Here is an 11,649-nt window from a genome sequence, read left to right on the forward strand (position 1 = left end):
GGCGGCCCCGGCGGGTGCCGGGACCGCCCTCGGACGGGTGGGTGTCAGCCGCCGCAGATGTCAGCCGGGAAGCTGGCGTCGCAGCGGTTGGCCCGGAACTCCAGACCCGGACCGGGGTCGACGATGAACGGGTTCGTCTCCGAGGCCTGGCCGACGAAGATGTCCATCTGGCCGGGCTGGAAGGTCGGCGGGACGAAGCCGCGGTTGTCGCCGAACCAGTTGGCGACGACCTTGACGTCGGTCACCAGACCGGGGATGTCGTCGTCCGGGTTCGGGTCGGAACCCGGCGGCTGCGCGAAGCTGAGCAGGACCAGCCCACCGGGCGGGAAGGTCAGCGGCGGCGGCGGCGGCGCACCCGGTGCCGGCGGGCCCGGGATGAACTCGGCCGGCGGGATCGTCGGGTTGTTGTCCTTGATGACGTTGGCGGTCAGCCGCACGTTGGCGGCGTTCACCACCGCCATGCCGACGCCGGAGATGCGCTGGTCACCGGCGCGTCCCTGCAGGCACCACCGGTTGTTGGCCTGCGACACGTTGCCGTTGATCTTCCAGTCGCCGGCCTCGACGTTCTCCGGGGCGCCGGGGGTCTCCGTGGTGGCGTCGTCGAAGGTGAGGATCCCGATGCAGTTGCCGCTGACGTGGTTGCCGTCGACCCGGCCGCCGCTGGCCTCCCGCAGGAAGACGCCGAGGTTGTAGTTGCGCACCCGGTTGCCGGCGACCAGGGCCCGCGAGTCCGCGGAGTCGCCGATCGAGATGCCCGCGGTGCCCGAGTTCGGCGCCTCGCCCGGGCCGGCCCGGTCGATGCCCTCCTCGACGTTCCCGACGATGTGGATGTTGTGCGAGTTGCCCGCGAAGATGCCGTACCGGTCGTGGCCGAGGCCCTTGGTACCGGTGACGGTGAACCCGTCCGCGCCCCAGGCGGAGATGCCGTTGGCCGGGTGGTTCTGGGTCTGCAGGTCCTTGACCACCACGCGGGAGTCCGGGTCGAGGAAGAACAGCCCGGAGAGGTTGTCGCGCAGGGTGGTGTCGTCGTCCTCGCCGTCGGCCTCGTTCTGCGCCGACCAGCACGCCTCACCCGGCTCGAGGTCGTAGGTGTCGTCGGGCGCCTCGATGATCGTCTGGTCGCTCCCGGCGCCCCGGATGGTCAGGCCCTTGCCGTCGATGCAGACGGCCTCGGTGTAGGTGCCCGCGGCGATCCGGATGGTGTCGCCCGAGCGCGCCTGGTCGACGGCGGCCTGGATGGACTCGCCCTCGTGGACGTCCCACATCCGCCCGCCGCCACCGTGCGCCGAGGCGACCCCGGGGAGGGCGCCGAGCACCATCGCGCCGGCGCCGGCCACCGCGAGCGTGCGCACCGCCCGGCCGCGGAACCTCGTTCCGGTCGTGTTCGTCGTTCGTTCCATCAGTGGCCTTCCTGGCGTCTGTGGAAGTCCCGGAGCGGCCGAGAGCGCCGGCTCGGAACCTGTGAAGTGCCTGGCAACGCGGCACACACTCCCTGGGGACCCGGCGCCGTCCAACGGGTCAGGGGTATGAACCTGCTTGCGCCTCAGGTCGTAGGACCGGCTGGGGAGGGGGGCTGTGCGACCGCCGGATCGGCTCCGGTTCCGCCACGGGGCGCACCGGTGGGTCCTAGGTCCCGCGACCCGGGTCGGAACTGCAGCGGGCTCCCGTGGCGGCTCGACATGCGGCACCGGCGCGGGCAGTCTCCCGCCATGCACACCGCCACGGGGACCGCCGGGCCGCGGCCTGCGCCGGGCTCGTCCTCCGCCCGGGCGGCCGGCCCCGGCCCGCACGACGACGGCGACCCGGTCGTCACCACCGACCGGCTGACGAAGCGCTACGGCTCGCGGACCGTCGTCGACGCGCTGTCGCTGCAGGTGCGCCGCGGGGAGGTGTTCGGCTTCCTCGGCCCCAACGGGGCGGGCAAGACGACGACGCTGCGCATGCTGCTCGGCCTGGTGCGCCCGACCAGCGGGTCGGCGACCGTGCTGGGGCGCCCGGCCGGCGCGTCGGTCGCGCAGGTCGGGGCGCTGGTCGAGGGGCCGGGGCTCTACCCCTACCTCTCCGGCCGGGACAACCTGCGCGTGCTCGCCCGCTACGCCGGCGTGGGGGCCGACCGGGTCGCGGCGGTGCTCGACACGGTCGCCCTCACCGACCGCGCCGGTGACCGCTTCGGCACCTACTCGCTCGGCATGAAGCAGCGGCTGGGCATCGCCGCGGCCCTGCTCAAGGACCCCGCGCTGGTCGTGCTCGACGAGCCCACCAACGGCCTGGACCCCGCGGGCATCACCGAGGTGCGCACGCTGCTGCGCCGGCTGGTGGCCGAGGGCCGCACCGTGGTGCTCTCCAGCCACCTGCTCGGGGAGGTCGAGCAGATCTGCGACCGCGTCGCGGTGGTGGCCTCGGGCCGGTTGCTGGTCGAGAGCAGCGTGGAGGAGCTGCGCGGGCTGGGCCGGCTGGTCGTCGACGCCCGGCCGCTGGACACCGCCGTCGCCGTCGCCGGGCGCCTGCTGGGGCCCGACCGGGTCTCGGTGGTCGACGGCGCGCTGCACCTGCAGGCCGCGCCGGAGGAGACCGCGGCGGTCAACCGCGCGCTGGTCACCGCCGACGTCGACGTCACGGGGCTGCGCCAGGAGGCGCGCACGCTGGAGGAGGTCTTCCTGCAGCTCACCGACGTCGACGAGGCGGGGCCACCGGAGCCCGCACCGCGCCCGCGGCGGCTGCGCCGGGGGACCCGGTGAGCGCCACCGCCGCGTCGCTGGCCCTGCCGGCCGGGCGGACCTCGGGGTCGCTGCCGGCCATCGTCGGCGCCGAGCTGCTCAAGCTGGCCCGCCGGCCGGCCACCTGGGTGCTGCTGGGGCTGTGGCCGGCGCTGCAGCTGGTGTTCAGCCTGGTCATCCCCTACGTCAGCTACTCGCGCGGGTCCTCCTACGAGGGCAGCCCGCCGGAGGCCCTGCTGGCGAGCACGCTGCCCGACCGGCTGGTCGCCAACGCGCTGTCGGGGCTGCCGCTGTTCGGCGGCGCGCTGCTGCTGACCCTCGGGGCGCTGCTGGCCGGCAGCGAGTACGGCTGGGGGACGCTCAAGACCCTGCTCGCCCAGGGGCCGCGGCGGACCACCGTGCTCGCCGGGCAGCTGCTCGCCCTGGTCACCGTGCTCGCCGGCACGGTCGCGGTCAGCCTGGCGCTCACCGCCGGGGTCAGCGCGCTGATCGCCGGCGCGGAGTCGGCGCCCGCCGACTGGCCCGGTGCGGCCGAGATCGCCCGCGGCTTCGGCGGCGGCCTGCTCGTGGCCACCACCTGGGGCGCTATGGGCGTGCTCCTCGGGACGGCGCTGCGCGGCACCGCGCTGGCGATCGGGCTGGGGCTGGTGTGGGTGCTCGCCGTCGAGAGCCTGGTCGTCAACGTCGCCGCACCGCTGCTCGACGTCTTCGAGACCGCGCAGCAGGCGCTGCCGGGGGTGAACGCCGGCTCGCTGGTGGCGGCGCTGGCCGGGTCGGACACCCCGGTCCGGACGCCCGGCGTGGTGGCGGTGGTCGACGGTGGCCAGGCCGCGTGGGTGCTGGGCGCCTTCCTCGCCGCGGCGGTCGCGCTGACCGCGCTGCTGCTGAACCGCCGCGACCTCACCTGAGGGCCCGGCGGACCGCTGCGGCACCCCCGTCGGGGGGCCCTCCCCTCACAGGGCCGGGGAGCGGTCCCGGTTGACCAGGATGGCCAGCTGGGTGCGGCTGCGGACCCCGAGCCGCCGCATCGAGGCGGTGAGGTGGCTCTTGACCGTGGCCAGGCTCAGGAACAGCCGGCGCGCGATCTCCTCGTTGCTCAGCCCCTGCGCCACCAACTCGGCGACGTCGCGCTGCCGGTCGGTGAGCCGGTCGAGGACGCGCTCGGGGACCTGCGCCGGCGCCGCGGGGTCGGCGAGGTAGCGGACGAGCTGGCTGGTGGCGGAGGAGTCGATGGCCGCCTCGTGGCGGGAGAGGGCGCGCACGGCCTCGACCAGCCGGGCGGCGCAGGACCGCCGAGGCAGGTAGCCCCGGACGCCGGCCCGCAGCACCTCGACCAGCTCGGCGCCGGGGTCCTCCCGGCGCTCGGCGAGCACCAGCACCGACGTCCCGCGGTGGCAGAGGTCGCGCAGCAGCGGCAGCGTGGCGCCCTCGACCAGGCCCTGACGGGCGACGACGACCTGCACCGGCACGTCCGCGGCGGCGCTGAGCGCCCCGGGCAGGTGCTCGGTCTCGGCGACGACGGCCATGTCCGGCTCGGCCTCGAGGACCACGCGCAGGCCCAGCCGGAACACCTCCTGGTCCTCGCACAGGAGGATGCGCACGAGGCTGGACGGCGGCCGGGCGAGCAGGGGGCGGACCGGCCGCGGCGCCGGACGGGCGCGCGGGGGACCCACGTGACCGGGCGCGGTCGTGCCCGGGCCGTGCGGACGGTGCAGCCGAGGCGCCACCCTGTTCGGGACGTCGTCGGAGTTCATCCTGTTCCCCCTGTCCGGTCGGTGACGGGGTGCGGAGGCCGGGTTCTCCATCCGCGAGCGGAACCCGTCCGTCTCACGAACGGGGCCGAACCGTAGCGCGCAATCAGTCTGTGCAGGCTGGAACTGTGCACGGGAGCCACAGCCCGCGTCCAGGCTCCTGTCAGGAAGTTCGGTGACACTCCGTGTCCGCCGGTCGGCCAGTACGGAGAGTGACTCTTCCCACACGGAGGTCACCCGTTGGCGGGACCAACCTGGCGGCCGTCACCCGGCCGGGTCACGCGGTTGACGTGGATGGCGAGCTGCGTGCGGTCACGCAGGCCCAGCCTCCGCAGCGCCACGGTGATGTGTCCCTTGACGGTGGCACGGCTGACCTGCAGCCGGGCGGCGATCTCCGCGTTCGTCAGCCCCTCGGCGACCAGTTCGGACACCGCCTGCTGGCGTGCGGTGAGCGGGTTGCGGTCGGCGGCCTCCCCGCCCGGCCGGCCACCGTCGAGGTGGTGCAGCAGTTCACCGGTGACGGTGGCGTCGAGCAGGGTCTCGCCGCGCAGCACGGCCCGCACCCCGTCGACCAGGCGCTCGGAGCTCACCGTGGTGTGCACGTAGCCGCGGGCGCCCGCGCGCAGCGCCTCGACCATGTCGCCGCCGCTGCCGGCCTCGCCCAGGAGCACGACGCGGGTGCCCGTGGCGGTCAGCGCCCGGACCAGCTCGGGGATCCCGGGGCCCTGGGTCCCCAGCCCCACCAGGGTGATCTCCGGCCGCAGCTCGGCGGCCAGCGTCAGGGCGGCGTCGGCGTCGGCGGCCTCGGCCACCACGACCAGGTCCGGCGCCCAGCGGAGCACCGCCCGCAGACCGGTCCGCAGGACCTCGTGGTCGTCGCAGATCAGCACCCTGGCCGGCGGGACGCCACCGCTCGGGGCATCTCTCGGTGGAGGGACTCGTCCCTCCAACTCGCCGCCCATGCGTCTGCTCCGCTCAGGTCCGGCGCCCCGCGCCCCCATACCTGAGACGGACCCTAGAGACGGGACGCGACCGTCCGCCACCGTGCGTGACCCCACAGTGCACAAACGGGGGACCGGTTCATACCCGAGTCGTGGTCCCCCGATCCCGGAGACGGGGCAGTTCCCCCTGCGGGCGCAGAACCGGGGGGTGCGCACCCCCTCCACCCGGTGTCCACCCCCGGTGACCAGCCCCTCCACCCCCGGGAGCCCTCGCAGGATCCGACCCCTGGCCGGTGTCCCGGGGAGGTCCGACGGCCCTAGCGTCCCCGGTCATCCGTCCCTGGCCCGCCGGCTCCCGGCCGGCCCCGCAGCGACGCTGGAGTGCCCGTGCACCAGACCATGATCATCGCCAGGATGGCGCCGGGCGACGCGGACCGCGTCGCCGACGTCTTCGCCCGCTCCGACGCCACGTCCATGCCGCACGAGATCGGTGTGACCCACCGGTCGCTGTTCACCTTCCACGAGCTCTACGTCCACCTCATCCAGTTCGACCGCCCGCCGGGTGAGGCCATGCAGGTGGCCCAGGCGCTGCCGTCGTTCCGGGCGGTGAGCGAGGAGCTGCGGCCCTACATCACCGCCTACGACCCCGGGTGGCGCTCGCCGCAGGACGCCATGGCCCGCCGCTTCTACGAGTGGTCGGCCGAGCGGTGACCGCGACGACACCGGCTCGCCGCCCGACGGCGGCGGCCGGCTCGGCCGACTGGGTCAGCTGCCCGAGCTGCGGCTGGCTGCTGTACCGCAAGCGCCTCGAGCGCAACCTGTCGGTCTGCCCCGAGTGCGACCACCACCTGCGGCTGGGCGCCCGCGACCGCATCCGGCTGCTCGCCGACCCGGGCACCTTCGACGAGCAGACCTGCCCGCCGGGACCGCCGGACCCCCTGTCGTTCAGCGACCTGCGGGACTACCACGACCGGCTGATCGAGGCCGCGGCCCGCTCCGGTGAGTCCGAGGCGGTCGTCGCCGGCACCGCCCGCATCGGCGGCACCGAGGTCGTCCTCGCCGCGATGGACTTCGGCTTCCTCGGCGGCAGCATGGGCATCGAGGTCGGACGCCGCGTCAGCGCCGCCGCCGACCTCGCCGTCGAGCGCCGGCTCCCCCTGGTCGTCGTCTGCGCCAGTGGCGGGGCGCGCATGCAGGAGGGCGTCTTCTCGCTGTTCCAGATGGCGCGGGTCAGCCAGGCCTTCGCGCAGCTGCGCGAGTCGGGACTGCTGTCGGTGTGCGTGCTCACCGACCCCACCTACGGCGGGGTGTCGGCCTCCTTCGCCACGCTGGCCGCCGTCCTGGTCGGCGAGCGCGGTGCGCACGTCGGGTTCGCCGGCCCGCGGGTCGTGCAGGAGACCATCCGCGCCGAGCTGCCCAGCGACTTCCAGACGTCGGAGTTCCTGCTGGCGCACGGGCTGGTCGACCGGGTGGAGAGCCGGGCCGAGCTGCGCCCGCTGCTGGCCCGCCTCCTCGACCTGCACGGCCGCCCGGTCATCCCCCGCTCCGGCACCGCCGCCGCCCGCACCGAGGTCGTTCCCGAGCCGGTGACCGCGGACGCCGGTGCCGTCCGCGACGCCGACGCCTGGGACGTCGTCCAGCGGGCCCGGGTCGCCGGCCGGCCGACCACGCTGGACTACCTGCACACCGCCTTCGACGACTTCGTCGAGCTGCACGGGGACCGCGCGTTCGCCGACGACCCGGCGATCGTCGGCGGCGTCGCCTCCCTCGACGGGCGCCCGGTGGTGGTCATCGGCCACGAGAAGGGCCACTCGGTCCGCGAGCGCGTGGCCCGCAACTTCGGCATGCCGCACCCCGAGGGCTACCGCAAGGCGATGCGGCTGATGGCGCACGCGGAGGCCTCGGGCCTGCCGGTGGTCACGCTCGTCGACACCCCCGGCGCCCACCCGGGCCCGGCGGCCGAGGAGCGCGGCCAGTCGCACGCCATCGCCGAGACGATCATGCGCAGCAGCCGGCTGCGGGTCCCGGTGGTCTCCGTGCTGACCGGTGAGGGCGGCAGCGGCGGGGCCCTGGCGCTGTGCACCTCCGACCGGCTGCTGGTCCTGGAGAACGCCTACCTGTCGGTCATCAGCCCGGAGGGCTGCGCGGCGATCCTGTGGCGGACGGCCTCGGCGGCCCCCACCGCCGCGCGCGCCATGCGGCTGGGCGCACCGCACCTGTGCGCCAGCGGCATCGCCACCTCCGTGGTGACCGAGCCCCCGGGCGGGGCGCACGCCGACCCCCTCGACGCGGCCCGCCGGGTCCGCGCGGCGCTCGTCGCCGACCTCGACGAGCTGTGCCGGCTCGACGTCGCCACGCTGCTGGCGCTGCGCACCCGGCGGCTCTCGCGGATCGGCGGGGACGAGGCACGACCACTGCGCGTCGTGCCGGTGTCGACGGGAGGGGACGACCGTGCGGCCGGCTGAGCTGCCCCCGCGCTCCGGAGCGGGCGGCGGGGAGGACCGCGACGACGCGACGCGGTCGCTGCAGGAGGAGATCGTCGACCTCGCCCGCGCGCTGCCGGGGCCGCTGCGCCGGCTCACGGTGCGCAGCGGCGACCGGTCGGTGGAGGTCGAGTGGGCCGCCGACGTCGTCGTCGCCCCGGCCGCCGCACCCGCCGCCGCCCCGGCGTCCGGCGCGCTGCAGGCGGTGACCCCCGCCGCGGCGACGGCCCCGGAGTCCCCGGCCGCCGCGCCGGAGGTCCCGGAGGGGACGGTCCCCGTCCGCGCGCCGCTGGTGGGCACCTTCTACACCGCCCCCTCCCCCGGCGCCGAGCCGTTCGTGCGGGTCGGTGACGAGGTGGAGGCCGGCCAGACGCTCGGGATCGTCGAGGCGATGAAGCTGATGAACCCGATCGTGGCCGACTCCGCGGGCGTGGTGACCGAGGTGCGGGTGGGCGACGCGGAGTCGGTCGAGTACGACCAGGTGCTGCTGCTGCTGCGGCCACCCGGGGGGTCGCGGTGATCGGCCGGCTGCTCATCGCCAACCGCGGTGAGATCGCCGTCCGCGTCGCCCGGGCCTGCCGGGAGCTCGGCATCGAGGTCGTCGCCGTGCACTCGACGGCCGACCGCGACTCGGCCGTGGTGGAGATGGCCGACGAGGCGGTGCACATCGGGCCGCCGGCGCCGCGGGCGAGCTACCTGCACGTGCCCAACCTCATCGAGGCGGCGCTGCGGACCGGCGCCGACGCCGTCCACCCCGGCTACGGCTTCCTCTCCGAGGACCCCGACTTCGCCGAGATCTGCGACAAGGAGGGGCTGACCTTCGTCGGCCCACCGCCCGAGGTCATGCAGCAGATGGGCAACAAGGCGACGGCGCGCAAGCTCATGGCCGCCGCCGGGCTGCCCCTCCTGCCCGGTGTGGTCGACCCGGTCCGCACCGCCGAGGAGGGGATGCGGATCGCCGCCGACATCGGCTACCCGGTGATCATCAAGGCGGCGGCCGGCGGCGGCGGGCGCGGGATGACCGTCGTCCGCGGGCCCGAGGACTTCGCCGAGGCCTTCACCACCACGCAGACGGTGGCCCGGGCCGTGTTCCGCGACCCGACCGTCTACGTCGAGCGCTACCTCTCCGGTGCCCGGCACGTGGAGGTGCAGGTCCTCTGCGACTCCCACGGGGCGGGCATCCACCTCGGCGAGCGGGACTGCTCGCTGCAGCGGCGGCACCAGAAGCTGCTGGAGGAGGGCCCGGCCGGGCACCTGTCCCCGGCGCAGCGGGCCGAGCTCGGCGTGATGGCCGTCCGCGGCGCCCTGTCGGTCGGCTACTCCGGCGCCGGCACCGTCGAGTTCCTCGTCGACGACGCCGGCCGCGCGTACTTCATGGAGATGAACGCGCGCATCCAGGTCGAGCACCCGGTCACCGAGCTGCTCACCGGCGTCGACCTGGTCCGCGAGCAGCTGCTGGTCGCCGGCGGCGAGCGGCTGCGGCTGCGGCAGGAGGACGTCGTCGTCCGCGGGGCGGCGATCGAGTGCCGGATCAACGCCGAGGACCCCGCCCGCGGGTTCGCCCCGGCGCCCGGCCGGCTCGACGTCCTGCGGGTGCCCGACGGCCCGTGGACGCGCTTCGACACCGGCTACCGCCAGGGCGACGAGGTCAGCCCGCACTACGACTCGCTGCTCGGCAAGCTCGTCGTCTGGGCGCCGGACCGCGAGCAGGCGCTGCGCCGGATGGACCGGGCGCTGGCCGAGCTGCGCGTCGAGGGACCCGGCGTGCACACGACCACCGCCCTGCACCGCGCCATGCTGCGCGACCCCGACGTGCGTGCCGACCGGCACGACGTCCAGTTCCTCGACCGCCGGCTGCCCGACCTGGTGGCCCGCGCCGAGCTCATCGCCGCGTGCCCGGAGCCGGCCCTGCCGGCGGCCCTGCGCGGCCCGCTGCACCTCGTCCCGGACGGCGACCCCGCCGTCCCCGCATCCCGTCCGCACCACCGTCCCGAGGAGGACACCGCCATGACCGCCTTCAGCCAGACCGACCTCATGCAGCTGCTCACCGAGAAGGCGGGCCTGCCGCAGGAGTCGCACACCACCGACCCCGACGCCCGCTTCGCCGACGTGGGCCTGGACTCCCTGGCCTTCCTGTCCCTGCAGACCGCCCTGCAGGACCGCTTCGGCACCGAGCTGCCCGACGACAGCGCCGACCGCTACACGTTCGGCGAGATCGTCGAGGCCGTCCGCGCCGCGCAGGCCCAGCCGGCCTGAGGAAGGACCCCGCTGCCCCCGTCCACCACCTGAGGAGCGTTCCGCATGACCAGCACCGACAGCCCCCAGACCGCGACCGTCGGCCACACCGACAACTCGATCCTCATCGACGCCGACATCGACCACGTGTGGGCGATGACCAACGACCTGGCGTCCTGGCCGGACCTGTTCACCGAGTACCGCTCGGTGGAGATCCTCGAGCAGACCGACACCTGGTTCCGCTTCCGGCTCACCATGCACCCCGACGAGTCCGGCCGGACCTGGAGCTGGGTCTCCGAGCGGACCCTCGACCCGGCCGCGCGCGAGGTCCGCGCCCGCCGCGTGGAGCCCGGGCCGTTCGAGTTCATGGACATCCACTGGAGCTACACGCCGGAGGGCAGCGGCACCCGGATGCGCTGGGTGCAGGACTTCCGGATGCGGCCGGAGGCACCCATCGACACCGAGGGCATGACCCGGCGGATCGACGCGAACAGCAAGGTGCAGATGTCGATCATCAAGGACAAGGTGGAGGCCGCCGCACCGGAGCAGGAGCGGTGAGGTGACCGGCGCGCGGGGTCCTGCCGTCCTCCTCCCCGGCGAGGAGGGCTCCCGGCCCGGGATGGTCGACCCGTGGCTGGCCGACCCGGTGGCGGCAGCCACCGTGACCGAGGTCGACGCCGTCGTCGGCCGCGACGTCGCCGCCTGGTGGCGGGACCCCGCGACCGCGCCCGATCCCGTCGCGACCCACCTCGAGGTGGTCGTGACCGGGGTCGCCGGCTTCCGCTCGCTGGCCGCCCGCGGCCTGCAGCCGGTGGTGGTGGCCGGCCACGGCGTCGGCGAGTACGCCGCCCTCGTGGCCGCCGGCGCGCTCCGGCTCGACCAGGTCGTCGAGCTGGTGCACTGGCGCGCCGAGCTGCTGGGCCTGGCCCCGCGGCCCTCCTGCGCGGGCCTGGCCGCGGTCCTCGGGCACGACGCCGAGGCCGTCGCCCGCTCCGCGATCGCGGTCGCCGGGGCCGACGGGCCGCTGTGCCTGGCGGCCGTCGACGGCCCCGAGCGGGCGGTGCTGGCCGGCAACCGCGCCGAGCTGGCGCACGCCGGCGAGCTGGTCCGCGCGGCCGGGCTGGAGCTGGTCCGGCTGCCCGGCCGGGCGCCCTGCGGCGGTCCGCTGGTGCAGAAGGTGGCCACCCACCTGGCCACCGCGCTGGGTGACCTGGACTGGTCGGTGCCCGCCGTGCCGGTGGTCCCCAACGCCGACGGCGAGCCGACCCGTGATCCCGACCGGCTGGCCGCGGCGCTGCGCCGCCACCTCACCGCCACCGTGCTCTGGGAGGCCACCTCCCGGGTCCTGGTGGACCTCGGCGCCACCTCGGCGGTCGAGGTCGGCGCCGAGCCGGTGCTCGGTCCGCTCGTCCGCCAGGTCCACCCGGGCCTGCCGGTCTCCCTGGCCTCCGGGCCCGGTGTCCCCGTCCCCATCGACGTCCCGGGTCCCGCGCTCGCGGGCTCCCTGCCCGCCTGACCCGGA

The 11,649-nt window shown here is 75.5% G+C and carries 11 protein-coding genes; 8 read left to right on the top strand and 3 right to left on the bottom strand.

The genetic code is table 11. The annotated features are described in order from the left end of the window. Positions 1-44: 44 nt before the first annotated feature. A complete protein-coding gene (locus CHC04_RS17910; protein WP_141233849.1) occupies positions 45-1,400 on the bottom strand; it encodes a right-handed parallel beta-helix repeat-containing protein in 1,356 nt (451 codons plus the stop codon). A 309-nt stretch (positions 1,401-1,709) separates the two neighbouring features. Between CHC04_RS17910 and CHC04_RS17915 the strand changes: the two genes are divergently transcribed. After that, positions 1,710-2,738, top strand: coding sequence for an ABC transporter ATP-binding protein (locus tag CHC04_RS17915; protein ID WP_089405323.1), 1,029 nt, complete (start codon positions 1,710-1,712; stop codon positions 2,736-2,738). Beyond that, positions 2,735-3,625 carry an ABC transporter permease gene (locus CHC04_RS17920; protein ID WP_245817413.1) on the top strand — a complete coding sequence of 297 codons (891 nt, stop codon included), beginning with the start codon at positions 2,735-2,737 and terminating at the stop codon, positions 3,623-3,625. The genes CHC04_RS17915 and CHC04_RS17920 overlap by 4 nt, the downstream gene beginning before the upstream one ends. 45 nt (positions 3,626-3,670) lie before the next feature. On the opposite strand, the gene CHC04_RS17925 is transcribed toward CHC04_RS17920, so the two are convergent. Both CHC04_RS17925 and CHC04_RS17930 read right to left on the bottom strand, forming a co-directional pair. Continuing rightward, on the bottom strand, positions 3,671-4,318 hold the full coding sequence (locus tag CHC04_RS17925) for a response regulator transcription factor (protein ID WP_245817415.1): 648 nt from the start codon (positions 4,316-4,318) through the stop codon (positions 3,671-3,673). 383 nt (positions 4,319-4,701) lie between these two features. Continuing rightward, a complete protein-coding gene (locus CHC04_RS17930; RefSeq protein WP_245817418.1) occupies positions 4,702-5,358 on the bottom strand; it encodes a LuxR C-terminal-related transcriptional regulator in 657 nt (218 codons plus the stop codon). Positions 5,359-5,796: 438 nt separating this feature from the next. On the opposite strand from CHC04_RS17930, the gene CHC04_RS17935 reads away from it, so the two are divergent. The 6 genes from CHC04_RS17935 to CHC04_RS17960 are packed head-to-tail and all read left to right on the top strand — an operon-like array spanning position 5,797 to position 11,643. Further along, positions 5,797-6,120, top strand: coding sequence for a TcmI family type II polyketide cyclase (locus CHC04_RS17935; protein WP_089405510.1), 324 nt, complete (start codon positions 5,797-5,799; stop codon positions 6,118-6,120). Next, positions 6,117-7,874: an acetyl-CoA carboxylase carboxyl transferase subunit alpha gene (accA, locus tag CHC04_RS17940; RefSeq protein ID WP_089405511.1), complete on the top strand. Its 1,758-nt coding sequence runs from the start codon at positions 6,117-6,119 to the stop codon at positions 7,872-7,874. The genes CHC04_RS17935 and accA overlap by 4 nt, the downstream gene beginning before the upstream one ends. Further along, entirely contained in the window at positions 7,861-8,412 is a 552-nt protein-coding gene (gene accB / locus CHC04_RS17945; RefSeq protein WP_089405326.1) for an acetyl-CoA carboxylase biotin carboxyl carrier protein, read from the top strand. The genes accA and accB overlap by 14 nt, the downstream gene beginning before the upstream one ends. Then, the gene (locus CHC04_RS17950; RefSeq protein WP_089405327.1) at positions 8,409-10,148 is read left to right on the top strand and encodes an acetyl-CoA carboxylase biotin carboxylase subunit; all 1,740 of its coding nucleotides are present in this window, start codon (positions 8,409-8,411) and stop codon (positions 10,146-10,148) included. The genes accB and CHC04_RS17950 overlap by 4 nt, the downstream gene beginning before the upstream one ends. 45 nt (positions 10,149-10,193) lie before the next feature. Beyond that, on the top strand, positions 10,194-10,685 hold the full coding sequence (locus tag CHC04_RS17955; RefSeq protein ID WP_089405328.1) for an SRPBCC family protein: 492 nt from the start codon (positions 10,194-10,196) through the stop codon (positions 10,683-10,685). 1 nt (position 10,686) lies between these two features. Then, positions 10,687-11,643, top strand: a complete 957-nt coding sequence (locus CHC04_RS17960; protein ID WP_245817420.1) for an ACP S-malonyltransferase — start codon at positions 10,687-10,689, stop codon at positions 11,641-11,643. The last annotated feature ends 6 nt before the right edge of the window (positions 11,644-11,649 follow it).

The organism is Geodermatophilus saharensis, from assembly GCF_900188205.1.
Lineage (GTDB): Bacteria > Actinomycetota > Actinomycetes > Mycobacteriales > Geodermatophilaceae > Geodermatophilus > Geodermatophilus saharensis.

Excerpts from the sequence above, each read along its gene's own strand:
- CHC04_RS17910 (WP_141233849.1), bottom strand. The coding sequence starts at position 1,400 with ATGGAACGAACGACGAACACGACCGGAACGAGGTTCCGCGGCCGGGCG.
- CHC04_RS17915 (WP_089405323.1), top strand. The coding sequence starts at position 1,710 with ATGCACACCGCCACGGGGACCGCCGGGCCGCGGCCTGCGCCGGGCTCG.
- CHC04_RS17955 (WP_089405328.1), top strand. The coding sequence starts at position 10,194 with ATGACCAGCACCGACAGCCCCCAGACCGCGACCGTCGGCCACACCGAC.